This is a genomic window from Aromatoleum anaerobium (assembly GCF_012910705.2).
GTDB lineage: Bacteria > Pseudomonadota > Gammaproteobacteria > Burkholderiales > Rhodocyclaceae > Aromatoleum > Aromatoleum anaerobium.
In genome coordinates, this window is sequence record NZ_WTVG02000038.1 from 534,211 (window position 1) to 557,672 (window position 23,462).

Annotated in this window: 18 protein-coding genes and 2 pseudogenes; 10 read left to right on the plus strand and 10 right to left on the minus strand. The window is 65.0% G+C overall.

What is annotated here, in order from left to right; translation table 11 throughout:
- The first annotated feature begins 8 nt into the window (after nucleotides 1-8).
- Nucleotides 9-323, plus strand: coding sequence for a LexA family protein (locus GO606_RS11450; RefSeq protein WP_246979211.1), 315 nt, complete (start codon nucleotides 9-11; stop codon nucleotides 321-323).
- 16 nt (nucleotides 324-339) lie between these two features.
- Here GO606_RS11450 and GO606_RS11455 read toward each other — a convergent pair whose 3' ends face one another.
- A complete protein-coding gene (locus tag GO606_RS11455) occupies nucleotides 340-1,461 on the minus strand; it encodes an IS630-like element ISAzo9 family transposase (RefSeq protein ID WP_169120929.1) in 1,122 nt (373 codons plus the stop codon).
- Between the two features lie 32 nt (nucleotides 1,462-1,493).
- On the opposite strand from GO606_RS11455, the gene GO606_RS11460 reads away from it, so the two are divergent.
- Entirely contained in the window at nucleotides 1,494-1,808 is a 315-nt protein-coding gene (locus GO606_RS11460) for a LexA family protein (protein ID WP_246979211.1), read from the plus strand.
- A gap of 364 nt (nucleotides 1,809-2,172) precedes the next feature.
- Nucleotides 2,173-3,504, plus strand: a complete 1,332-nt coding sequence (ltrA, locus tag GO606_RS11465; protein ID WP_246979511.1) for a group II intron reverse transcriptase/maturase — start codon at nucleotides 2,173-2,175, stop codon at nucleotides 3,502-3,504.
- Nucleotides 3,505-3,716: 212 nt separating this feature from the next.
- On the opposite strand, the pseudogene GO606_RS11470 reads toward ltrA (GO606_RS11465), so the two are convergent.
- The 3 genes and pseudogenes from GO606_RS11470 to ltrA (GO606_RS11480) form a co-directional block, all read right to left on the minus strand.
- Nucleotides 3,717-4,079 (minus strand): annotated as a pseudogene (locus tag GO606_RS11470) (IS1634 family transposase); the annotation flags it as partial.
- Nucleotides 4,080-4,142: 63 nt separating this feature from the next.
- Nucleotides 4,143-5,843 carry an IS1634 family transposase gene (locus GO606_RS11475; protein WP_246979512.1) on the minus strand — a complete coding sequence of 567 codons (1,701 nt, stop codon included), beginning with the start codon at nucleotides 5,841-5,843 and terminating at the stop codon, nucleotides 4,143-4,145.
- A 308-nt stretch (nucleotides 5,844-6,151) separates the two neighbouring features.
- Entirely contained in the window at nucleotides 6,152-7,483 is a 1,332-nt protein-coding gene (gene ltrA, locus GO606_RS11480) for a group II intron reverse transcriptase/maturase (protein WP_246979511.1), read from the minus strand.
- 505 nt (nucleotides 7,484-7,988) lie between these two features.
- Here ltrA (GO606_RS11480) and GO606_RS22110 point away from each other — a divergent pair.
- From GO606_RS22110 to ggt, 5 genes and pseudogenes are all read left to right on the plus strand, one after another.
- Nucleotides 7,989-8,225: pseudogene (locus GO606_RS22110) on the plus strand (type I restriction-modification enzyme R subunit C-terminal domain-containing protein); the annotation flags it as partial.
- 15 nt (nucleotides 8,226-8,240) lie between these two features.
- Nucleotides 8,241-10,076 carry a class I SAM-dependent DNA methyltransferase gene (locus GO606_RS11490; protein ID WP_169116938.1) on the plus strand — a complete coding sequence of 612 codons (1,836 nt, stop codon included), beginning with the start codon at nucleotides 8,241-8,243 and terminating at the stop codon, nucleotides 10,074-10,076.
- Nucleotides 10,073-11,254 (plus strand): PDDEXK nuclease domain-containing protein, encoded by a 1,182-nt coding sequence (locus GO606_RS11495; RefSeq protein ID WP_169116937.1) that lies wholly within the window; start codon nucleotides 10,073-10,075, stop codon nucleotides 11,252-11,254. The genes GO606_RS11490 and GO606_RS11495 overlap by 4 nt, the downstream gene beginning before the upstream one ends.
- Complete coding sequence (locus tag GO606_RS11500; RefSeq protein ID WP_169116936.1) at nucleotides 11,251-12,432, plus strand: restriction endonuclease subunit S; 1,182 nt, start codon at nucleotides 11,251-11,253, stop codon at nucleotides 12,430-12,432. Before GO606_RS11495 ends, GO606_RS11500 begins: the two co-directional genes overlap by 4 nt.
- A gap of 172 nt (nucleotides 12,433-12,604) precedes the next feature.
- Nucleotides 12,605-14,500, plus strand: coding sequence for a gamma-glutamyltransferase (ggt, locus tag GO606_RS11505; protein WP_169116935.1), 1,896 nt, complete (start codon nucleotides 12,605-12,607; stop codon nucleotides 14,498-14,500).
- A 104-nt stretch (nucleotides 14,501-14,604) separates the two neighbouring features.
- Here the strand turns inward: ggt and GO606_RS11510 are convergent, their stop codons facing one another.
- From GO606_RS11510 to GO606_RS11535, 6 genes are all read right to left on the minus strand, one after another.
- Nucleotides 14,605-15,285: a dienelactone hydrolase family protein gene (locus tag GO606_RS11510; RefSeq protein ID WP_169116934.1), complete on the minus strand. Its 681-nt coding sequence runs from the start codon at nucleotides 15,283-15,285 to the stop codon at nucleotides 14,605-14,607.
- A gap of 328 nt (nucleotides 15,286-15,613) precedes the next feature.
- On the minus strand, nucleotides 15,614-15,934 hold the full coding sequence (locus GO606_RS11515; protein ID WP_169116933.1) for a heavy metal-binding domain-containing protein: 321 nt from the start codon (nucleotides 15,932-15,934) through the stop codon (nucleotides 15,614-15,616).
- A gap of 50 nt (nucleotides 15,935-15,984) precedes the next feature.
- A complete protein-coding gene (locus GO606_RS11520; RefSeq protein WP_169116932.1) occupies nucleotides 15,985-17,667 on the minus strand; it encodes an ABC-F family ATP-binding cassette domain-containing protein in 1,683 nt (560 codons plus the stop codon).
- A gap of 145 nt (nucleotides 17,668-17,812) precedes the next feature.
- Entirely contained in the window at nucleotides 17,813-18,367 is a 555-nt protein-coding gene (gene mepK / locus GO606_RS11525) for a peptidoglycan L,D-endopeptidase MepK (protein ID WP_169116931.1), read from the minus strand.
- Between the two features lie 34 nt (nucleotides 18,368-18,401).
- A complete protein-coding gene (locus tag GO606_RS11530; protein ID WP_169116930.1) occupies nucleotides 18,402-20,039 on the minus strand; it encodes a L,D-transpeptidase family protein in 1,638 nt (545 codons plus the stop codon).
- Nucleotides 20,040-20,173: 134 nt separating this feature from the next.
- Complete coding sequence (locus GO606_RS11535) at nucleotides 20,174-20,434, minus strand: hypothetical protein (RefSeq protein ID WP_169116929.1); 261 nt, start codon at nucleotides 20,432-20,434, stop codon at nucleotides 20,174-20,176.
- 246 nt (nucleotides 20,435-20,680) lie between these two features.
- Here GO606_RS11535 and GO606_RS11540 point away from each other — a divergent pair, with 246 nt between their 5' ends.
- Both GO606_RS11540 and GO606_RS11545 read left to right on the plus strand, forming a co-directional pair.
- The gene (locus tag GO606_RS11540) at nucleotides 20,681-21,787 is read left to right on the plus strand and encodes a methyl-accepting chemotaxis protein (RefSeq protein WP_169116928.1); all 1,107 of its coding nucleotides are present in this window, start codon (nucleotides 20,681-20,683) and stop codon (nucleotides 21,785-21,787) included.
- A gap of 141 nt (nucleotides 21,788-21,928) precedes the next feature.
- Nucleotides 21,929-23,440: an NYN domain-containing protein gene (locus GO606_RS11545; protein ID WP_169116927.1), complete on the plus strand. Its 1,512-nt coding sequence runs from the start codon at nucleotides 21,929-21,931 to the stop codon at nucleotides 23,438-23,440.
- Nucleotides 23,441-23,462: the final 22 nt, after the last annotated feature.

Below are 23,462 nucleotides of genomic sequence, written 5' to 3' on the forward strand. Positions count from 1 at the left end.
GACAACAAATGAGCCAGAACTCCGACGCGGAACTCACCCCTTCGTCACCGCGCTTCACACCGGTGCAAGGGCAGTACCTCGCCTTCATCTATGCGTACACTCAGGTGCTCGGCCGGCCGCCGGCCGAAGCCGACTTGCAACGCTACTTCCACATCACGCCACCCTCGGTGCATCAGATGGTGCTCACGCTCGAGCGCCTGGGACTCCTCAGCCGACAGCCTGGAGTCGCACGCAGCATCCGACTCCTCGCCCCGCCCGAAGCCCTGCCCCTCCTGCGCTCGCCCGACCATCAACCTGTCAAATTCTGTGTGCAGAGGTACTAGTACCTCTGCACAGAGGTTATGACTGTTTGGCTGGGTGCGGGTAAGCGCGGGCCAGTTTGCTCCGGGCGCGGTCGGTGGTGAACATCCAGTGGATGCGAGCGCCGATGGCGTTGCGCTGCTGCTCCCAAGCTGCAATTTCGCTGACGAGTCGGTCGCGGTCGCCGATGCGCCGGTCGAGGCACTGGCTGCGCAGCACCCCGATTTCGATCTCGACCATGTTGAGCCAGCTGGCGTGCTTGGGGGTGTAATGGAATTCCAGACGATGCAGCAACCGATGAGCTTCGGGCGCCGGGAAGGCTTCATAGAGCGCGCCGGGCGTATGGGTCGACAGGTTGTCGAGGACGACACGGATACGCTCGGCCTGCGGATAGTGGCAGTCGACCAGTTCGCGCATGCATTCGGCGAAGTCGCGCGCGGTGCGCTGCTCGGTTACCTTGACCCGGCGCCAGGACCGGTGCGCGTCGAGGAAGACGAACAGGTTGGCGGTCCCGTTGCGGCGATACTCGTAGTCGTAGCGCTCGAGCTGTCCGGGCATCGCCGGGATGGGCTGGCGCGCCTCGCCGATGAGCTGGGTGGGACTTTCATCGAAGCAGACCACCGGGCGCTCGGGATCGGGGACTTCAGCGTAGAGGTCGAGCACGTCCTCCATCCGGGCAACGTAGTGACCGTCGACCTGCGGGATGCACCACATCTTCTGGCGCCAAGGCTTGAGCTCGTTCTCCGCCAGGCGGCGGCGCACCGTCTCGCGTGACAGGCTCGCGTGCTCGGTGAGCTTGACTATCTCCCCCGCCAGCAATTCGAGCGTCCAGCGCGACCGCCCCGTTGGCGGCTTGGTGCATGCCGTGGCGACCAGCAGCGCCTCTTCCTTGCCGGTGAGCTTGCGCTCCGCCCCGGGGCGCGGCTCGTCGCTGAGCGCCGCTTCGATGCTGCCCAGCACGAAGCGGCGTTTGGTCCGATAGACCGTCGAGCTGCCCACTCCGACGTTCGTGGCAATCTCCTCGTCGCCGGCTCCGGCATCGGCCGCCAGCAGGATCTGCGCGCGTTTCACCTTGCGCACCGCTGCCTTGCCGCCGCCCAGCAGCATCCTCAATTCGTCGCGTTCGGCTTGGCTCAATTCGACCCGGTAGCGTACATTCATCGCGGCCCCTCCAAAATCTGGAGAGACAACAAATGAGCCAGAACTCCGACGCGGAACTCACCCCTTCGTCACCGCGCTTCACACCGGTGCAAGGGCAGTACCTCGCCTTCATCTATGCGTACACTCAGGTGCTCGGCCGGCCGCCGGCCGAAGCCGACTTGCAACGCTACTTCCACATCACGCCACCCTCGGTGCATCAGATGGTGCTCACGCTCGAGCGCCTGGGACTCCTCAGCCGACAGCCTGGAGTCGCACGCAGCATCCGACTCCTCGCCCCGCCCGAAGCCCTGCCCCTCCTGCGCTCGCCCGACCATCAACCTGTCAAATTCTGTGTGCAGAGGTACTAGGTGACTTGGCGAGCACGCAGGCCGCAACGTGAGTGAACGCTGAGCACGCCTCGAAAAGGGTGATGCACGGGCCGACCTGCCAGTCGATGCGGGGAAGGTTGCCACTGCTGGAGAAGTGAGCGAAACATGCATCCAGCAGCCGTGCCGGGGTATTGGCGGTGGCATGCGTGAAAGAGGAAAGGCGCACGAAACACGGGAAGTCCTCGGTTGCGGAGGTGGGAGCCTCCAGCAGGGTGCCGGTGACGGCAGGACTTGGTGACCGAGGATGGCGGAGGGGCCCGTAGTACCGGGGAAGCCGGGTAATGCCGGTGGAGGGAAGGGGCCCTGGTTCAGGATCAACGCAGGAAGTGGCGAGGGCAGGAGATTGGGAAACCTATCAACTCCGATCAGCGTTCAGAAGCTGCAGGCGGCGTTACATGCGAAAGCGAAGGCAGAACCCGAGTTTCGATTCTACGCACTGTACGACAAGCTGTATCGACTCGATGTGCTGACCCATGCGTACGATCGGTGCCGCGCCAACAAGGGCGCTCCGGGTCTGGATGGGCAGACGTTCGGCGATATCGAGCGGTACGGTCGGGAACGATGGCTGGGGGAACTGGCGCTGGCGCTCAGGGATGAGACGTACCAACCGGAGGCAATCAAGCGGGTCTTCATACCGAAAGCAAATGGGAAGCTGCGGCCGCTGGGCCTCTCGAACCTGCGGGATCGGGTGTGCATGATGGCCGCGGTTCTGGTGCTCGATCCGATCTTCGAAGAGGATCTGGCGCCTGAGCAATATGCTTACCGGGCGGGATGCAGTGCGCACGATGCGCTGTCGGCGGTCAAGACAGGGTTGTGCAATGGCTTCCCGGAAGTGGTGGATGCGGATCTGTCCGCTTACTTCGATACCATTCCCCATCACGAACTGATGTTGTGCGTGGCACGTCGCGTCGTTGACCGAAAGGTACTCGGGCTGGTCAAAAGCTGGCTTGAATGCGCCGTAGTCGAAATCGATCGACAGGGCCGGATGACACGCACGACGAACAGTCGTGACGGTGGGCAAGGTATTCCACAAGGGGCGCCGATCAGCCCTTTGCTGGCCAATCTTTATATGCGCCGGTTCATCCTTGGATGGCAGCGCTGGTCAGCCAGTCGGACACTGGACGCTCGGATCGTCAATTATGCCGATGATCTCGTGATCCTGTGCCGCAGGGGCACCGCCGACAAGGCGCTTGCAGCGATGCGAGTGCTGATGGGGCGCCTCAAGCTGACGGTCAATGAAGAAAAGACTCGCACCTGCCATGCTGGACGGGCGTACTTCGATTTCCTGGGTTACACCTTCGGACGGTATTACTCACATCGGACTGGCGGCGCCTACCTGGGCCTGCGACCTTCGAAAAAGAGTATCCGGCGTCTCATCGAAAAGTTGAGGCACCTCACCGATCCAAGGTTTGGCTGGCAGGAAACCACGGAGCTTGTACAGAACCTCAATCGGACGCTGACGGGTTGGGCCAACTACTTCAGTATCGGCACGACCAGCAGCGCATACCGTGCAGTCGAGGCGTACTACGTAACGCGGTTTCGCCGGTGGTTGCTCAAGAAACACAAGTCTCGACGCAATGGAATGCTCGCCTATCCCTACGAGTACCTGTTCGAAACTTTGGGTCTGGTCCGGCTATCCGGGCGAACGAGCAACCTGCCGTGGGCGAAGGCATGATGTCCTGTCCGAGAGCCGGATGCGGGAAATCCGCACGTCCGGTTCGATGAGCGGGATGTGGAAACGGGGTTATGGCAAGGCTACTAGGGCACCGTCAGACGAAAGGGACGGACAACAGACAAGCCGATCCTACTGCCACCGCGCCACATCTCGACTCTACAGTTAATCTCGTAACTATCTGATTTCATTAAGAACGATTTTCAAACGTGCCCCTACAACAGCGTCAGCTGCTGCGGTGCGACCGGCTTCTTCACCCGCAGGGCACTGAGGACCTCGCTCTGGTGTGCGTTGATGGAAGAGACGCCCGTCACCGGCTCGGCGCCGCCGAGGCGAATGCGGTGATGCTGGATGCGATGCAGCTGCTCGAGCGCCCGCTCGGGGGTGAGACTGGCGCGCGCCGCACGAAGGCGCGTGCGCATGATCCGGTGGAGGATGAGCGCCATGAAGCAGATCGAGGCGTGCGCGCGGATGCGCTCGGGCAGCCGGTGATAGACCGGCCCGATCTCGATCTCGGATTTCAGCACCTTGAAGCCGCGTTCGATGTCGGCGAGCGCCTTGTAGCGGGCCACGACCTCCCGAGTTCGACAGTTAATCTCGTAACTATCTGATTTCATTAAGAACGATTTTCAAACGTGCCCCTACAACAGCGTCAGCTGCTGCGGTGCGACCGGCTTCTTCACCCGCAGGGCACTGAGGACCTCGCTCTGGTGTGCGTTGATGGAAGAGACGCCCGTCACCGGCTCGGCGCCGCCGAGGCGAATGCGGTGATGCTGGATGCGATGCAGCTGCTCGAGCGCCCGCTCGGGGGTGAGACTGGCGCGCGCCGCACGAAGGCGCGTGCGCATGATCCGGTGGAGGATGAGCGCCATGAAGCAGATCGAGGCGTGCGCGCGGATGCGCTCGGGCAGCCGGTGATAGACCGGCCCGATCTCGATCTCGGATTTCAGCACCTTGAAGCCGCGTTCGATGTCGGCGAGCGCCTTGTAGCGGGCCACGACCTCGACGGGGGCGAGATCTTTCGTGTTGGTGACGAGCAGGAGCTTGCCGTCCATGAGTTCGGCCAGCCCGCGGGCCGTCTCGTCGATCTCGTAGCAGAAGAGCTCGGCCTTGAGGTCGACGCGGATGATCCTGGAGAGGTGCGCCTCGCACACCGCGTGGTAGAAGCGCGCCTTCGCGCCGCTGTCCGAGAGCTTGCGCCCGCGCTGCTTGACCCCGCCGTCCTGCTCGACGAGCTTGCCCGCCCAGGCTTCGCCTTGGCTGACGAGCGCGGCGATCTGCTCGTTGCGCCGCGCCGTCTGCTGCGCCGCTGTGGCCGGATCGTGGGCAACGATGAGCCGGCGCGCCTGCCAGGCGAGCTCGCCGGTCACCTCCTCGGCGGCCTGCGCGCAGTGCGCGCGCTGGAAGGGGTCGAGCAACGCGGCGAACTCGTGATAGCGGCGCCCCGGAACGGCGATGATGAATTCGAGCGGTGCGCCGTTCGCCAGTCGCACCGCCTCCAGCGCCTCCAGGTTGTCCAGGCTCAGCAGCCCGCGGTCGGCCACGAGGATGAGCCGGCGCACTTCGGGGAAGCGCTCGAGCACGGTGGCGAGCGTGGGGAGCAGCGTCGTCGTCTCCGCGGCGTTGCCCGCGAACACCTCGTGATAGATCGGCAGCCCCTCGGCCGTCTGCACCACGCCGAGCATGAACTGGCGGGCAATGAGCCCCTCTTTCGCCATGCCGAAGGCGCGCACGTCACCGGCCACGGTCGTGAGTCCCTCGGCGCGGATCGTGGTGAGATCGTAGAAGACGACCGACAGGTCCTGATCGACGAGCGGGCGCAGCAGGCCGGTCACCACCGCATCGACCGCCGCCTGGTGATCCATCAGCGCGTCCATGCTGCGCAGCAGTTGCTGATGCGTAACGGTTTTGACGTCGACCTCGGGCAGCGCCACCGTCTCGAGCCAGCGCAGCACGCCGAGCTTGGAGTCCGGATCGCACAGGCGGTTGAGCACCATCACGCGGATGAGCGCCTCGACGTCGGTCGTGTGGCGCGTACGGCGAAACACGCGACGCAGCGCGCCGAACCCGAGATCCTTCCACAGTTCGGTCAGCGCCCACACGTCGCCCAGCGCGCGGGCCGATTCGAACGCGACCGAAGGGGCCGAAGGGCGCTCGCCCATTGGATCCCGGCCGGAGACCTTGAGGAGTCCGTTGATCACGGAATCCAGCTCACCGGCCACCTGGTCGAGTCGGCCAAGGGTCGCCACAGTGCGCTTCTTCACCCGGCCGGCATCATCCCGGTAGGACTCGACGAGTTGGACGTAGCGGCGGCCGCCGGAGGTGGTGATCTTGACGAACATGCCGCCACTTTAGCAGTACTGCATACGACGTCAAGAAAGGCTGTTTCTGTTACAAACGTGCCACCACAAAACTTTCGGGAAAATCGGGCTGAAACCCGCATGACTACTGGGGCGGGTTTCTCAAAAACGGGCATTTTGGGCCTGAACTGTAGAGTCGAGATGTGGCGCGGTGGCAGTAGGATCGGCTTGTCTGTTGTCCGTCCCTTTCGTCTGACGGTGCCCTAGTAGCCTTGCCATAACCCCGTTTCCACATCCCGCTCATCGAACCGGACGTGCGGATTTCCCGCATCCGGCTCTCGGACAGGACATCATGCCTTCGCCCACGGCAGGTTGCTCGTTCGCCCGGATAGCCGGACCAGACCCAAAGTTTCGAACAGGTACTCGTAGGGATAGGCGAGCATTCCATTGCGTCGAGACTTGTGTTTCTTGAGCAACCACCGGCGAAACCGCGTTACGTAGTACGCCTCGACTGCACGGTATGCGCTGCTGGTCGTGCCGATACTGAAGTAGTTGGCCCAACCCGTCAGCGTCCGATTGAGGTTCTGTACAAGCTCCGTGGTTTCCTGCCAGCCAAACCTTGGATCGGTGAGGTGCCTCAACTTTTCGATGAGACGCCGGATACTCTTTTTCGAAGGTCGCAGGCCCAGGTAGGCGCCGCCAGTCCGATGTGAGTAATACCGTCCGAAGGTGTAACCCAGGAAATCGAAGTACGCCCGTCCAGCATGGCAGGTGCGAGTCTTTTCTTCATTGACCGTCAGCTTGAGGCGCCCCATCAGCACTCGCATCGCTGCAAGCGCCTTGTCGGCGGTGCCCCTGCGGCACAGGATCACGAGATCATCGGCATAATTGACGATCCGAGCGTCCAGTGTCCGACTGGCTGACCAGCGCTGCCATCCAAGGATGAACCGGCGCATATAAAGATTGGCCAGCAAAGGGCTGATCGGCGCCCCTTGTGGAATACCTTGCCCACCGTCACGACTGTTCGTCGTGCGTGTCATCCGGCCCTGTCGATCGATTTCGACTACGGCGCATTCAAGCCAGCTTTTGACCAGCCCGAGTACCTTTCGGTCAACGACGCGACGTGCCACGCACAACATCAGTTCGTGATGGGGAATGGTATCGAAGTAAGCGGACAGATCCGCATCCACCACTTCCGGGAAGCCATTGCACAACCCTGTCTTGACCGCCGACAGCGCATCGTGCGCACTGCATCCCGCCCGGTAAGCATATTGCTCAGGCGCCAGATCCTCTTCGAAGATCGGATCGAGCACCAGAACCGCGGCCATCATGCACACCCGATCCCGCAGGTTCGAGAGGCCCAGCGGCCGCAGCTTCCCATTTGCTTTCGGTATGAAGACCCGCTTGATTGCCTCCGGTTGGTACGTCTCATCCCTGAGCGCCAGCGCCAGTTCCCCCAGCCATCGTTCCCGACCGTACCGCTCGATATCGCCGAACGTCTGCCCATCCAGACCCGGAGCGCCCTTGTTGGCGCGGCACCGATCGTACGCATGGGTCAGCACATCGAGTCGATACAGCTTGTCGTACAGTGCGTAGAATCGAAACTCGGGTTCTGCCTTCGCTTTCGCATGTAACGCCGCCTGCAGCTTCTGAACGCTGATCGGAGTTGATAGGTTTCCCAATCTCCTGCCCTCGCCACTTCCTGCGTTGATCCTGAACCAGGGCCCCTTCCCTCCACCGGCATTACCCGGCTTCCCCGGTACTACGGGCCCCTCCGCCATCCTCGGTCACCAAGTCCTGCCGTCACCGGCACCCTGCTGGAGGCTCCCACCTCCGCAACCGAGGACTTCCCGTGTTTCGTGCGCCTTTCCTCTTTCACGCATGCCACCGCCAATACCCCGGCACGGCTGCTGGATGCATGTTTCGCTCACTTCTCCAGCAGTGGCAACCTTCCCCGCATCGACTGGCAGGTCGGCCCGTGCATCACCCTTTTCGAGGCGTGCTCAGCGTTCACTCACGTTGCGGCCTGCGTGCTCGCCAAGTCACCTAGTGACCCTCTACACCGAAGGCTTCAGCCATTTCGTTACCTCCATGACTGCTCCGATTGCTTCCGGCCGGAGCGAAAGAGGCCGGGCGGGATTCGCACCCGCTGGAAAAGCGCCGACTTTGCACGGCGCACGTCGAACTCGGGAGGCGCAAGACCTGTTCTCGCATTACGGCGATACCGCCCGCGAAATTTTGACGCTGCTGCTCGACCGTTACATCGAGCGCGGCATCCTCCAATTCAATGCGCTGTCCGAGCTGATGAAAGTCCAGCCCTTCGACCGTTACGGTAGCCCTTCCGAGATCGCCGCCCGCCACTTCGGCGGCGTGCGCGGCATGAAGGACGCCGTCTCCCGACTGCAGACCGCCCTGTACCCATAACGAAAATCCGAACCAATGGCCAAAGCCGCATCCTCCAGCACCGCCGAAAAGAAGCCCCCCGCGAAGCGCTTGGCCAAGGCGCCTCTCACCACCCGCGAAAACCTCTCGGCACTGATCGGCACTGCCCGCAAGATCCTGCGCAAAGACAAGGGCCTCAATGGCGATGTGGACCGCCTGCCGCTGTTCACCTGGGTGATGTTCCTCAAATTCCTCGACGATCTTGAAATCGTTCACGAGGAAGAAGCCGAACTCGACGGCAAGCGCTACCAGCCCATCATCGAAGCCCCGTACCGCTGGCGTGACTGGGCCGCCCGAGAAGACGGCATCGCCGGTGACGAACTGCTGGCCTTCATCGGCCAGGACATCACCGTCCGGGCCGATGGCAGCACAGGCAAGGGCCTGTTCGCCTACCTGCGCGGCCTGGCCGGTGAAGGCGAAAAAGGCAGCCAGCGCGAAGTCATCGCCAATGTGTTCAAGGGCGTGCAGAACCGCATGGTCAGCGGCTACCTGCTGCGTGACATCCTGAACAAGATCAACGGCATCCACTTTTCCGCCAGCGAGGAAATCCACACCCTGTCGCATCTGTACGAGTCGATGCTGCGCGAAATGCGCGACGCGGCGGGCGATGCCGGCGAGTTCTACACGCCGCGCCCAGTGGTGCGCTTCATGGTGCAGGTCACCGGTCCACGCCTGAATGAGACCGTCCTCGACCCCGCTTGCGGCACCGGCGGCTTTCTGGTGGAAGCCTACGACCACGTTGCGCCCCAAGTCACCACGCCCGACGAGCGCCGTCGCCTGCAGCGCGACACCCTCTACGGGCAGGAAGCCAAGCCGCTGCCCTACATGCTGGCGCAGATGAACCTGCTGCTGCACGGCCTGGAGGCGCCGCAGATCGCCTACGGCAACACGCTGGACCGCCGGATCAACGAAATCGGCCACAGCGAGCGCGTGGACGTGATCCTCACCAACCCGCCCTTCGGCGGCGAGGAAGAGGTCGGTATCAAGCGCAACTTCCCGCCCAATATGCAGACGGCGGAAACTGCGTTGCTGTTCCTGCAATACATCATGAGGAAGCTCAGGGTGGCTGGCGCGCTGGTGCCCGGTGGCAAACCTGCCGCACGCGGGGGCCGCGCCGCCGTGGTCGTGCCCAACGGCACCCTGTTTGGCGATGGCGTGTGCGCCGTGATCAAGGAGGAGCTGCTCAAGGAATTCCGCCTGCACACCATCGTGCGCCTGCCGCAAGGGGTGTTTGCGCCCTACACCGACATCCCCGCCAACCTGTTGTTCTTCGAGCGTGGCGGCCCCACGGACACCATCTGGTACTACGAGCTGCCGCTACCCGAGGGCCGCAAGAAGTACAGCAAGACCGCGCCCCTGCAGTTCGAAGAATTCGCGCCGGCGCTAGCCTGGTGGAACGACCGCCAGGAGGGGCCGCAGGCGTGGAAAGTGGATTTCGCCACCAAACGTGCCGCCGCCGTCGAAGCCGCAACAAAGCACTGGCAGCGAGCGGAAAGCGAACGCAATGCGGCCATGGCCTTGGGCAAGCCCATCCGCGAGCTGGAGCAATCGGTTCAAGCGGCAGCCAATGGCGAAAAGCGCGCACTGCAAGAACAACTGCGCGCCTTGAAGGCTGAGCAGCAAGCCTTTGATCAGACCGCCCGAGCCGCGCAGGCCGAGGGCGATGCCCTCTATTGGCCCATCTACAACCTGGACCTGAAGAACCCGAATGCCAAATCGGGTCTCGAGCATGCCGATCCGAAAGACCTGATCGCCTCCATGCGCAGCCACGAGGCCGAAGTGATGCGCCTGTTGGGCGAGATCGAGGCACTGGTCAACGAGGTGCAGGCATGACTGATTTGACCCCGGCCAGCGCCGATTACGTCGGCATCCACGGCGACATCGTCGCCCTGCTGGAAGCCGCCCGTCGCGCCGCCGCCCGCAGCGTGAATGCCCTGATGACGGCCACCTACTGGGAAATCGGCCGGCGCATCGTCGAGTTTGAACAGGGGGGGCAGGAGCGGGCCATCTATGGTGAAGCGCTGCTTATTCGTCTCGCCGCGGATCTCTCCAGCCGCTTTGGGCGGGGGTTCAGCCGACAGAACTTGCAGCAAATGCGGCTTTTCTACATGACTTGGTCCCTGGACCAGATTCGCCAGACACTGTCTGGCAAATCCGCCACCACCCCGATCTTGCAGGCAGTGTCTGTAAGATCGGTCAAAGACGAGATTTCCGAATCGCTGTCTCGGAATTCCATCGACTTGTCCTCTCTGGCCCGTGCCTTCCCACTGCCTTGGTCAGCCTACGTGCGCCTGCTGTCGGTCAAGAACCCGCAAGGCCGTGCCTTCTACGAAACCGAAGCTTTGCGCTGCGGCTGGTCCGTGCGGCAACTGGATCGCCAGATCAATAGCCAGTTCTACGAACGCATCGCCTTGTCGCGCAACAAGGCAGCAATGTTGCAAAAAGCCGAAGTGGCCCAGCCGGAAGACCTCGTTACCCCCGAACAGGCGATCAAGGACCCGTTCGTGCTGGAGTTTCTCAACCTCAAGGACGAATACTCCGAAGCAGAGCTGGAAGAAGCGCTGATCCAGCACCTCGCTGATTTTCTGCTCGAACTGGGCGACGACTTCGCCTTCGTCGGACGCCAGCGCCGCCTGCGGCTGGACGATTCCTGGTTTCGTGTCGTTCTGCTGTTCTTCCACCGCCGGCTCAAGTGCTTGCTGATCATCGACCTCAAGATCGGCAAGTTCAGCCATGCCGATGCCGGCCAGATGCACCTGTACCTGAATTACGCCCGCGAGCACTGGATGAAGCCCGATGAAAACCCGCCCGTAGGCCTGATCCTGTGCGCAAGCAAAGGCAGCAACGAGGCGCATTACGCGCTGGAGGGCCTGCCCAACAAGGTGCTGGCCGCCGAATACCAGACCGTGCTGCCGGATGAAAAGCTGCTGGCCGAGGAACTGGACAAGACGCGGCGGGAACTGGAGGCGCGGCGGATCGGGCGCAGTGGCGATGCGGAGGGCGGCGAATGAAGGCGTGGCCCAAAGTCGCCCTTGGAGACATTGCGCCGATTGTTCGGCGCCCGGTGGACATTCGCGAAGACCAGGCATATCCCGAACTGGGCATTCGCTCGTTCGGTCGTGGGCCGTTCCACAAACCAGCACTTTCCGGAGCTGATGTCGGCACCAAGCGATTGTTCCGAATCGAGCCGGGTGATTTGGTCTTCTCAAACGTATTCGCTTGGGAGGGCGCCATCGCGGTAGTCTCACCAGTGGATGCCGGGCGTTTTGGATCGCATCGTTTCATTACCTGCGTCGTTGATGCCGACAGAGCCAACGCCACTTTCCTCAAGCTCTACCTGACCACAGCACCGGAGGGTCGCGAGCAGGTTCTGAAAGCATCGCCTGGCGGTGCGGGGCGAAACAGAACCTTGGGCGTAGAAAAGCTGGGGCAGATTCAAGTTCCCCTGCCGCCCCTGGCCGAACAACAAGCCCTCGTCACCCGCCTCGACGCGCTGGCCGAGAAAACCCGGCAGGTCGAAGCGCATCTGGATGCCGTCGAGCGCGACGCCGAGCACCTGCTAGCCCTGCGTTTCCGCGACGCCATTGCCGACGCACCGCTGCGGCCGATGGCGGAGGTGGCGCCGCTGGTTCGGCGTGAGCAGTCCATTGCCCTCGATGGCAGCTACCCCGAACTGGGCATCCGCTCCTTTGGCAAAGGCACCTTCCACAAGCCGCCACTGTCCGGCAGCGAGGTCGGCACCAAGCGACTGTATCGAATCGAACCGGGCGACCTCCTGTTCTCCAACGTGTTCGCCTGGGAAGGTGCGATTGCCATCGCCCAACCCGAAGATACTGGCCGCTTCGGCTCCCATCGATTCATCACCTGCCGGGCAGCCTCCGATCTGACTACAGCCGAGTTCCTGCGGTACTACTTCTTGACCGACGAAGGAATGCTGAAGGTCGGAGAGGCGTCGCCTGGTGGGGCTGGTCGCAACCGCACGTTGGGGCTGGAAAAGCTGATGGCCATCGAAGTACCCATGCCCCCGCTGGCCACGCAGCAAACCTTTGACCGCCTGCAGGCCGAGGTCGCCGCCCTCAAGGCCAAACACGCTGCCATCCGCAAAGCCAACGCCGCGCTGCTGCCCGCGACGCTGGAGCGGGTGTTTTCTTCGCAAACTACGGAAAAGGAACAACAAGAATGCTGTTGATCACCGGCGCCGGCGTCGATCGCAGCACTGGTGTTGATGCCCAGCTGCGTCCGCAGTCCAAGATCGCTATCGTGTGACAAGCCATGCTTCCGCTTCTCCACCAAGGGGCTACTCTTTAACGACGTCCGTTTCGAGTCGGGACAGGCCACGCCATCCGGCGGAGGAGGAAACGATGAAGCGAATGAACCTGGCAAAGTACCTTGCCCGGCTCGGCGCAGCACTGTTCGTCGCCACTGCGGTGCTGCCCCCGCTGGCGCTCGCGGCCGAGGGCGGAGCAGGGCCCGCAACGTCGATCGGCGTACCGCAAATCGACGCCGAGCGGGCTGCCGACCCGTCGGCGGGAAGCGCCGGTTCTTCCCGCGGCGTCGTTTCCGTGTCGCATCCGCTCGCCGCCGCAGCCGGCGCACGGATTCTCGCAGCCGGCGGCAACGCGATCGACGCGGCGGCCGCGATCCAGTTCGCGCTGAATGTCGTCGAGCCGCAATTTTCCGGAATCGGCGGCGGCGGTTTCATGATGGTGCATCTCGCCGCGGAGAACCGCACGTTCATCGTCGACTCGCGCGAGAAAGCTCCGGCGGGGGCCAGCGCCGACATGTTCGTCGGACAGACTTTCCTCGCCGCGTCCACCAGCGGGCATTCGATCGGCGTTCCCGGCACCTTGAAGGGGATCGATTACGCGCTGCGCCAGTGGGGGAGCATGACGCTCGCCGCCACCCTCGCGCCGGCGATCCGGCTCGCGGAAGAGGGTTTCCGCATCAACCGCGTCCTCGCGGCCGACACGTACAACGTACGCACGACGCTGCAGCCGGAGACGCGGGCGATTTTCCGCCTGCCGGACGGCAGCCCGCTGCCCGCAGGGCATCTGCTCGTCCAGCCGGCGCTGGCGCGGACGTTCCGCCTGATCGCCCGCGACGGCATCGACCCGTTCTACCGGGGGGACATCGCCCGCGCCATCCTCGACGTGCAGCTGCGTTCGCAGATCGGCCCTGCCGGCGCGGGGCGCATGACGGCCGGCGATCTCGCGTCTTATGACGTCGCCGTGAGGCAGCCGGTCGAAGGCAACTACCGCGGGTACACGATCAAGTCGATGCCACCGCCCTCGTCCGGCGGGCTGTCGCTGCTCATGATGCTCGAGCTCCTCGAGCCGTTCCCGATCGGCAGCGGCGGCAAAGGCTGGCGCTTCGGCGGGCGCCATGCGCTGCACGCGATGATCGAGGCAATGCGGCTGACGTTTGCCGACCGGGCGGTATGGATGGGCGATCCGGACTTCGTTGCCGTGCCTGTGAAAGGACTGCTGTCCGAATGCTTTCTCGCGACGCGGCGCGCCTTCATTGGCGCCGGTTCGCGCATGGCCACGCCGCTCGCCGGTGACCCCCGCGCCTGCGATGCGCCGACCCCCCGCTCTCACGGCGAGCTGCCGCAGGTGCCGGTGGAGGAAGAGAAAGGCATGCACACAACCCACTTCTCGGTCGTCGACGCAGCCGGCAACTTCGTCAGCTACACGAGCACGACCGAGCACACGTGGGGAACCGGCATCCTCGTTCCGGGCTATGGTTTTCTGCTCAACAACCAGTTGACCGACTTCAACTTCACGCCGCAATTCAGCGCCTCCACCGGCAATCCGGGCGCCAACGATGCGGGACCGTTCAAGCGGCCGCTCTCGTCGATGGCGCCGACGATCCTCTTCAAGGACGGCAAACCGCTCGTTGCCTACGGCGCGTCAGGAGGGCCGACGATCATCAACACGGTGCTGAACATCACGCTGAATCTTGTCGATCACCGCATGGACATCCAGCAGGCGATCGACGCGCCCCGACTGTCCGTCACGTCCGCAGCGGGAGCGGTGCGGTGCGAGAGCGGGCTGCCGCCCGATTCGTTGCGGCAGCTCGCCGAGCTCGGTCATGACCTGCCCGAGGTGGCGGGCGTCCCTTTCTGCAACGAATCGATCGGATCCGTACAGGCGGTCGTGGTCGACGTGCAAAACGGCAGGCGCTACGGCGGCGCCGACCAACGAAGCGAAGGCACGGTCATCACCTTGCCAAGACAGGGCGCTGATCGCATCCGGTGAGTTTCACTGCCTTTGCCGGGACAGCGTGGGCGCGGAGCAGGAATCGCACGGCCGGAACCCGTCGTCCCCGCCGCTCCGAAAGCGCTCGTTCGTGCTGCATCCTTTCACACCGGTTGCGGCAAGTGCCGCCGAAACCACGCCGCCGCGTGCTGCGCGACCACCTCGAGCGTGCCGGGCTCCTCGAAAAGGTGCGTCGCGCCGGGGACGATCGTCAGCGTCTTCGTGCAGGAGAGCCTGGCGTACGCTTCCTGGTTCATGCGGATGACCGGCTCGTCCCGTCCGCCCACGAGGAGCAGCGTCGCGGCGCGCACCGCTTCGAGCGCGTCGCCCGCCAGATCCGGCCGGCCGCCGCGGGACACCACCGCCCTCACCTCGTCGCCGAGCGCCGCGGCCGCGACCAGCGCCGCGGCCCCGCCGGTGCTCGCGCCGAAATAGCCGAACGGAAGATCGCCCGTGTCGGGCTGGCGCCGCAACCAGCGCGTCGCTTCCCCGAGGCGGCCGGCGAGCAGCCCGATGTCGAAGCGCAGTTCGGCCGTCCGCGCGTCGACGGCCTCTTCGTCGAGGCTCAGCAGATCGAACAACAGCGTGCCGATCCCCGCATCGCACAGGAAGCGCGCGACGAAGCGGTTGCGCGGGCTGTGACGGCTGCTCCCGCTGCCGTGGGCGAAAAGGACAATGCCCGCCGCGCCCTGCGGAATCGTCAGCTCGCCCGCCAACCGCACCGCACCGACCGGAATCTCGACCGCCCGTCCCGCTCCCGATGACTTTTCCGCCTGGCTTGTCATGGCCGTCTCCAAGGTGATTTGCTCCCCTTCGTCGGGAGAGGAAGCAAGGCAAGCGCGATGCCCGGCGAGAGCTGGCGGCATTCGGGTTGCGGTGCAGCATCGGAGTTGTCTTCTTGCCCTGGTCGCCGCGCGTATCGCCATACATCCAGCTAATCGAGCCAACAGAAATTTTATGTTGCGTCGCACAATCCGCTCGGCTATTCTTCGCCTGTCTCCTCCACCCTCCTCCTTTGGTGTGGATTTCAGCCCGGGCTCGCAAGCGCTCGGGCTTTCTTTTTTGGATCGGGCCTCGCGGCGATCGGCGAGGCCCTCGCGGCGGCGGAAGCGCCTACTCGAGCGTCACCGCCGTGCCGCTGACGGCGACCATCAGCATGCCGTTCTTTTCGCCCAGCACCTCGTAGTCGATATCGACTCCGACGACGGCGTTCGCGCCGAGCCGGCTGGCCGCTTCGGCGAGATCCGCGAAAGCGGTTTCGCGGGCCGAGCGCAAGGTCTTTTCGTACGCGCCCGAACGCCCGCCGACGATGTCGCGCACGGCGGCGAACATGTCCTTGAAGACATTCGCGCCGATGATCGCTTCGCCGGCGACGACGCCGTGATAGCTGCGGATCGTCCTGCCTTCGATGGTCGGAGTCGTGGTCATCAACATGGCTTGCCTCTGTCGTGGTTGCAAAGCGGATGCGGGAATCGTGCGGTGGGCTACGCGGCCCGTTTTTGCCGCGCGCTCGCCGATGTGTCGCGCGATCGTCGTGCCTCGTCGAGCAGGTAGCGCTGATAGTCGTCCAGGTCGCCGTCGAACGGCTCGACGCCGCCGCGTGCCACCAGCCAGAACTCGTCGCACACTGCGCGCAGCAGCGCGCGGTCGTGGCTGACCAGCATGACGGTGCCTTCGAACTCGTTGAGCGCGACGCTGAGCGCTTCGCGCGTCGCCAGGTCGAGGTGGTTGGTCGGCTCGTCGAGCAGCAGCAGGTTGGGGCGCTGCCAGACGATCATGCACAGCACGAGCCGCGCCTTTTCGCCGCCGCTCATCGTGCCGACCGCCTGCTTGACCATGTCGCCGCTGAAGTTGAACGTGCCGAGGAAGTTGCGCAGATCCTGTTCGCGCGCGGCGATCCAGCCGCTGCGCCCGCTGGCGAGGGTTTCCTTCGCAAGCCGTATCATGTGCTCGAGCGGCGTGTCCTGCGGGCGCAGCACGTCGAGTTCCTGCTGGGCGAAATAGCCGATGTTCAGGCCCTTGCCTTCGGTGATCTCGCCGCCGATGACGTCGAGCGTGCGGGCGACGGTCTTGACCAGCGTCGACTTGCCCTGGCCGTTCGCGCCAAGGATGCCGATGCGCTGGCCGGCGTGCACCGAGCGGTTGATGTGGCGCACGATGACGACAGGCGCGGTTCCGGCCGCTGCATCCGGCGGCGGCAGATAGCCGAAGCTCGCGTCGTGCATCGACAGCATCGGGTTCGGCAGGTTGGCCGGTTCCTGGAATTCGAAGTTGAACTCCGCATCGGCGAGGACCGGCGCGATGCGCTCCATCCGCTCCAGCGCCTTGACGCGGCTTTGCGCCTGCTTCGCCTTGCTCGCCTTGGCCTTGAAGCGGTCGATGAACTTCTGCAGGTGGGCGATCCTGTCCTGCTGCCGGGCCAGCGCCGACTGCTGCAAGGCCAGCTGCTCGGCGCGCATGTCCTCGAAAGCGCTGTAGTTGCCGCCGTAGCGCAGCAGCCGGGCGTTGTCGATGTGCAGCGTGACCTGCGTCACCGCGTCGAGGAACTCCCGGTCGTGGCTGATCACGACCAGCGTGCCGGCGTAGCGCTTGAGCCACGCTTCGAGCCACACCAGCGCGTCCAGGTCGAGGTGGTTCGTCGGCTCGTCGAGCAGCAGCAGATCGGACGGGCACATCAGCGCGCGCGCGAGCTGCAGGCGCATGCGCCAGCCTCCGGAAAAACTGTTGACCGGGTTCGCGAGCTCGGCGCTGCGAAAACCCAGCCCGAGAATCAGCGCCTGCGCCCGCGCTTCGGCATCGTGCGCGCCGGCGTCATGGAGCGCCATGTAGGCATGCGCCATGCGCATGCCATCGTCGCTGGCCTCGGCGGCGTGCACCTCGGCGCGGGCAGCCAGCAGGACCGTGTCGCCGTCGATGACGAAGTCGGTCGCGCTCTGCGCGGTTTCGGGCATGTCCTGCGCGACCTGGGCCATGCGCCACTGCGACGGGATCGAATAATCGCCGGCGTCTTCGTGCAGCACGCCGGTGAGCAGCCCGAACAGACTGGATTTGCCGGCGCCGTTGCGGCCGACGAGGCCGATCTTTTCGCCGGGATTGAGCGTGACGGAAGCGGTGTCGAGCAACACCTTGGCACCGCGGCGCAGCGTGACGTTCTTGAGCGTGATCATGGGCGGGCCTTCGTTGGACGTGGCGCATGATAACCACCGCAGCGCAGCATTTCGCTGTCACGGCCCGCCCTCGCCGAAATATCGTCGCGCGGATGCTTATCCACCGAGGCCCCGTTCGATGCGCCACCGCCCCGTCGCCGCCGGCTTACCAGCTGCGCACGCGGCCCGTGTCGAGGTGGACGAACTGGTCGTGCGGATAGTAGCCGACGCCGCCGACCCCGAGAGACAGCGCCGCGTCGCGCAGATCGGCAAGCGGCGTGTCCGCGATGCGCACGTCGATCGCCTTGCCGTCCATGTGCAGGCTGCGCTTGGCGACGCCGCCGCCGCGCGTGTTGCGCAGCGTCGAATTGGTGGCCGGACAGCGGTAGCCGGAAATCACCTGGAACGACTCGCGCGAGCCGAGCGTGAGCTTCAGCCGGTAGAGGAGATCGAAGAGCCTGGGGTCCATGTGGCCGACTTCGCCGGAGTAATGATCGCGCATGAAACGGTTGAGCGTCGTCAGCGCTTCGGGCACGTATCGCTCGCCGACGGCATACACGACCGAGACGCGCTCGCCCGTATGAGTGTGGTCGAACGCGAGGCTGCGCGCGTCGCGCACCGAAGCGCTCACCGGCCGCGCGAAAGGCAGCGCCGCGCCGGCGACGGCCAGTTTGGCGGATTGACGGAGAAAATGGCGTCGGGAAGGCACGGTCTGCTTCATCTTCGAAGTTCCAGGGTCAGTATCAGTATCAGTATCAGTATCGGGTGTCGCGCCCCTGGTGCTGCGCCAAGGGCGGCTGGCCGCTGCGGGCGGGCTGCTGCAGGGCGGCATCGAGCAATTTGTCGTGCCCGTAGATGTCGCGGAAAAAATAGACCAGACCGTCGCTTTTGACCAGAACCGTGCTGTAGGCAATCACCACCGGCAAAGGTTCGCGAAGCCGCAGCGTCTTCGACACGCCCTCGGCCATCGCCGCGCGGATGCGCTCTTCGCTCCACTCCGGGTCATCCTGCAGCACGAATCTCGCCAGCGCCACCGGCTCTTCGACGCGCACGCAGCCGTGGCTGAAATCGCGCCGGTCCTTGCCGAAGAGGCGGGGGGTCGACGTGTGGTGCAGGAAGATGTTGTCGTTGTTCGGAAAAATGAACTTGATGTCGCCCAGCGCGTTGGCCGGTCCCGGCCGCTGGCGGATGCGCATCTCGCCGCGCAGCACCGCATCCAGGTATTCCGGCGCGAACGTCGTGATCACCTGCCCGTCGCCGGCGACGAATTCGAAGCCCTGCTGGTGCAGATAGGCCGGATCCTGGCGCAGCCTGGGAATCGTCTCCGTCCGGGCGATCGAGGGCGGGACGTTCCAGTAGGGACTGAACTCGATGAAGCGCATGTCCTCGTCGAAAAGCGGCGTGCGCGTGTCGAGCGCGCTGCCGACGATGACTTTCATGTTCGCTTTGACTTCGACCCGGCCATCGCGCGCCTCGTAGGCCCGCAGCACGAATTCCGGGACATTGACGACGATCATGCGCGGCCCCTGCAGCAGCGGCGTCCAGCGCAGGCGTTCCAGCGTCAGCTCCATCTGCCGCACCCGCGCGGCCGGCGACACGTCGAGCTGTTCGAGCGTCGCCTTGCCGACAACGCCGTCCTCTACGAGTCCGTGGCGCCGCTGGAAAGCCTTGACGCCTTCGACGACCGCGCCCTCGTAGCGCAGCGGCACCGGCGTGGCGGCCGGCAGGTCACCGAGCGCGACCAGGCGTTGCACCAGGACAGGCATGCCTGCATACGCTTGCCCCGGCTCCAGCTTGCGCTGCGGCGGGCGCGGCAGCGCGGCGAGCCACGGAGCAGTCCCGGACGGATCGCGCGCCAGGTTGCGGTAGCGCCGCAGCGCTTCGCGCACGTTCGCGTAAAGCGGCAGCACGGGCGCGGCACGGCGCACCGCGTCCGGCAGGCGGCGCTCGATCACGGCGGCGTACAGGTAGGCGAGGGGATCGAAACCGTCCGCTGCCGGCGCGACGAAATTCGCATGGACTTGGCGCGGGTCGACGCGACCGAAACGCAAGTCCGTCAGGTACCGCTGCATCGCTGCCGTCAGCGCGATGTCGAGCCGCGCCACGTCCTCGTCTGCCCACGCCCACCCGTCGGCCGCATCGGCAACGGCGCGGCGCAGCGCTTCGGCATCGTAATCGCGCGCGTCGAGCCCATCCTCGGCAGCGGCCGCCAGAATCTCGACGGCTTGCCACGCCTGCGCATTCGGCCGCCGGCCGTCGAACCACAGCGGCTCGGCCGCCGCTGCCCCCGCCCCCAGCACCGCGAGGCAGAAAACCACCGCGCGCCCGCGTCCCGCACCCGCCACGCGGCTCAGGAAAACAGAAAAAAGTCCGAATATTCCGGATCGGCTCACCCTGGGTCATCTCCTTCTGGCGCGACAGCAACTGATGAACTCGGTCCGCGTCGCCTTCCAGCCAGTCTATCGTGCATCCCGTAGTCGTCTACGAGCGCTTTTCGCCACTCGCGTTCGCACTACCCCACGGGCCGTCACTTGCGCCGCCGGCGCTTGACGACCTCCATGACTTTCTCGATGTGCCGCCGCGCCTGTTTGTTCGCGCGCTCCGACTTGACGTCCAGCGCTTTCTGCACGAGCGCATGGAACGCAACGAGATCGAGCAGCGGATAGGCGTCGAACACGCCCTGGTCCTGGAAGAACTCGGCGATCCAGTGCGGATCGAGTTCGACCCTGCCCGTCTCGTGCAGGTATTCGGTGGCCGCCATCTCGACGTACTCGGAAAGTTTCCGCATTCCTCGCTCCAGTCCCGCGCCGCCCGATGCAGGCGCACGCCTTTTGACCTCGCCGCGGACGACTTGTCGCACGTATGCCGCCCCTCGCGATGCTCGCGCACGCTCCGCCGGGCGGACGTCAAATTCCGCCTCTGTGCGTTCCATCACGGACATCGGGCGATTATTGCGCGCGGTCAAGACACTCCGGCAATAGCTGACTAGACTGCTCAGCTATTGCCCATTTTTTTTCGATCGCGGAAAAACGCCATGCTGTTTGCGACCCACAAGAAAGCCTTTCATCAGGCCGAAACCCAACGGACAGCGCTTGCCGAGGAGAACGCCCGCCTGCAGGCGAGGCTCGCGGCGGTCGAAACCGAACGCACCACCCTTGCGGCCGAACTGTCGGAACTGCGGCGGGAGCGCGCCACCCTCGGCGAGGTGTTCCGCAACCTCGGCTCGTTCGGCGAGTCGCTCGGCGGCGTGCGGCAGTCGTTTCTCGGCCTGACCGCGACGCTCAACGACCAGAAGCTCTCGGCCACCGAAGCGGCCGGACGGTCCGACGCGAACCGCGTCGCGTTCGAGCGCATGGCGACGAACCTGCAGGAAATGGTCACGCGCATCGGCGACGCATCGCGCAACGTCGAAGGGCTGTACCGCAGCGCCGGCGAGATCGGCGGCATCGTGCGCCTCATCAAGGAGATCGCCGACCAGACCAACCTGCTGTCGCTGAACGCCGCGATCGAGGCCGCACGGGCCGGCGACGCGGGCCGGGGCTTCGCCGTCGTCGCCGACGAGGTCAAGAAGCTCGCCGAACGCACCGCGAACGCGACCACCGAAATCACCGGCCTGGTCGGCACGATCCAGACCGAGACCGAGACCGCGCGCCGCGTCATGCAGTTGGGCGCGCAGGATGCGTCGCGCTTCTCCAGTGAAAGCGAGCAGGCGATGCACAGCATGCAGCACCTGCTCGGGCTGTCGCAGCGCATCGAAAGCGCGGTTGCCGAGTCGGCGCTGCTGGCCAACGTCGAGCTTGCGAACCTCGAAGAGCTCACGCTGAAGCTCGAAGTGTACAAGGTGTTTCTCGGCCTCTCGCGCGTCAGCCCGGAGAACCTGCCGGATCAAACCGAATGCCGGCTCGGCCAGTGGTATTACGACGGCGAGGGCAAGTCGCGCCTCGCCCGCCTGCCCGGCTACGCCGCGCTCGAAGCGCCGCACCGCGCGGTCCACACGCACGCACGCAGCGCAATCAGCCTGTATTATGCGGGCCGCTTCGACGAAGCGCTGCGCGCGCTCGCGGCGATGGAATCGGCCAACCTCGCCGTGATGGGCGGCCTCGCCGACATGCTCGGGCAGAAGGCCGGGGCCACGCGCTGAGGAGGGAGACACCGCCCTCTGCGGTCCCGCCGCGCCGCTGGCGCCGGTGAGCGATCGCCGTCACCGGGCAGGCCCGCTTCGGAGATAATCGCGAAAACAGCGTTTATCACCGTACCGCCACGGGCTTCACTGGAGAAAATCATGGCATCACCGCACGAAACCGCCAGCATGGCGCTGTTCTGCGACTTCGAGAACGTCGCGCTCGGGGTGCGCGACGCCAATTACGAGAAGTTCGACATCAAGCGCGTGCTCGAGCGGCTGCTGCTCAAGGGCAGCATCGTCGTCAAGAAAGCGTATTGCGACTGGGACCGCTACAAGGGCTTCAAGGCGACAATGCACGAGGCGAACTTCGAGCTGATCGAGATCCCGCACGTGCGCCAGTCGGGCAAGAACTCGGCCGACATCCGGCTGGTTGTCGACGCGCTCGACCTGTGCTACACGAAATCCCACGTCAACACCTTCGTCATCATCAGCGGCGACTCCGACTTCTCGCCGCTGGTGTCGAAGCTGCGCGAGAACGCGAAACAGGTGATCGGCGTCGGCGTCAAGCAATCGACGTCGGACCTCCTGATCGCGAACTGCGACGAATTCATCTTCTACGACGACCTGGTGCGCGAGAGCCAGCGTGCGGCGGCCAAGCGCGACACGCGTGAAGCGCAGCCCGCGGCGAAGCGCTCGCCCGACGAGGAAAAAGGCCGCAAGGACGAGCAGGAAGCACGCAAGACGCAGGCGATCGAACTTGCCGTCGATACGTTCGACGCGCTGGTCGCCGAACGCGGCGACAGCGGCAAGATCTGGGCGTCGATGCTCAAGGAAGCGATCAAGCGCCGCAAACCCGGGTTCAACGAGTCGTACTACGGCTTCCGCGCGTTCGGCAACCTGCTCGAAGAAGCGCAGGCGCGCGGCCTGCTCGAATTCGGCCGCGACGAGAAGTCCGGCGCCTACGTCTATCGCAGCAACGGCGGCGCCGCAGCCCACGAGGCGGGGGCCGAGCCGGCGCCGGTCGTCGTCGAGGTCGTCACCGAGGCGCGCGCCCCGGCGAGCGCCGGCAGGCACGAGTCGCGACGCGGGCGCGGAGGCCGCAAGGCGGCTGACGTCGCATCGCTCGAAGTGCCGGTTTCGCCCGACGTCGTCACGGAGCCGGCCGTCGCGGAGCCGGCCCTCGCGGAGCCGGCCGTCCAGCACGAGCCGCGGCGCCGGACGCGCAGCGGTCGCAAGCCGGCCGTAAAGCCGGCGGCGCCGGCCTTGGCGCAGGAGGCCGCAGAGCCGGAAACGCCTGCCGCACCGGTGCAGGCACAGCCGTTCGCCGCGCAGCCGCCGCTCATCGTGGCCGAAGAACCTGCGACGATCCCGGCGCAGGAATTGACCGAACCGGCAGTCGCGGAGGGAACTCCAGTGCCGGTGGAAGCGCATCGCGAGCCGGAAGCACGGCGCAAGGGACGCGGCCCGCGCAAGCCGGCGGCAAAGAAGACCCAAACGCCCGTGCCGGCGGTCGCCGAGCCCCCTGCGGAAGCTGGCGTGCCGATCGAAAACCCGGTGCCCGCGGAATCGCCTGCTCCCGCAGCGACGACCGAAACGCTCGCCCAGGCGGCGCGCAAGCCCGCTTCGCGCAGTCGCCGTCCGCGCAAACAGGAAGTCACCGACGCCGAATAAGCAGGCGCCGGGGTGCGGACCG

What these genes read in the sequence shown, in the direction of transcription:
- GO606_RS11460 (WP_246979211.1), top strand. Translation starts at nt 1,494, where the DNA reads ATGAGCCAGAACTCCGACGCGGAACTCACCCCTTCGTCACCGCGCTTC.
- GO606_RS11455 (WP_169120929.1), bottom strand. Translation starts at nt 1,461, where the DNA reads ATGAATGTACGCTACCGGGTCGAATTGAGCCAAGCCGAACGCGACGAA.
- GO606_RS11450 (WP_246979211.1), top strand. Translation starts at nt 9, where the DNA reads ATGAGCCAGAACTCCGACGCGGAACTCACCCCTTCGTCACCGCGCTTC.
- GO606_RS11535 (WP_169116929.1), bottom strand. Translation starts at nt 20,434, where the DNA reads ATGCGGAAACTTTCCGAGTACGTCGAGATGGCGGCCACCGAATACCTG.
- GO606_RS11490 (WP_169116938.1), top strand. Translation starts at nt 8,241, where the DNA reads ATGGCCAAAGCCGCATCCTCCAGCACCGCCGAAAAGAAGCCCCCCGCG.
- GO606_RS11540 (WP_169116928.1), top strand. Translation starts at nt 20,681, where the DNA reads ATGCTGTTTGCGACCCACAAGAAAGCCTTTCATCAGGCCGAAACCCAA.
- GO606_RS11515 (WP_169116933.1), bottom strand. Translation starts at nt 15,934, where the DNA reads ATGTTGATGACCACGACTCCGACCATCGAAGGCAGGACGATCCGCAGC.
- GO606_RS11500 (WP_169116936.1), top strand. Translation starts at nt 11,251, where the DNA reads ATGAAGGCGTGGCCCAAAGTCGCCCTTGGAGACATTGCGCCGATTGTT.
- GO606_RS11545 (WP_169116927.1), top strand. Translation starts at nt 21,929, where the DNA reads ATGGCATCACCGCACGAAACCGCCAGCATGGCGCTGTTCTGCGACTTC.
- mepK (WP_169116931.1), bottom strand. Translation starts at nt 18,367, where the DNA reads ATGAAGCAGACCGTGCCTTCCCGACGCCATTTTCTCCGTCAATCCGCC.
- GO606_RS11510 (WP_169116934.1), bottom strand. Translation starts at nt 15,285, where the DNA reads ATGACAAGCCAGGCGGAAAAGTCATCGGGAGCGGGACGGGCGGTCGAG.
- GO606_RS11475 (WP_246979512.1), bottom strand. Translation starts at nt 5,843, where the DNA reads ATGTTCGTCAAGATCACCACCTCCGGCGGCCGCCGCTACGTCCAACTC.
- GO606_RS11520 (WP_169116932.1), bottom strand. Translation starts at nt 17,667, where the DNA reads ATGATCACGCTCAAGAACGTCACGCTGCGCCGCGGTGCCAAGGTGTTG.
- ggt (WP_169116935.1), top strand. Translation starts at nt 12,605, where the DNA reads ATGAAGCGAATGAACCTGGCAAAGTACCTTGCCCGGCTCGGCGCAGCA.
- GO606_RS11495 (WP_169116937.1), top strand. Translation starts at nt 10,073, where the DNA reads ATGACTGATTTGACCCCGGCCAGCGCCGATTACGTCGGCATCCACGGC.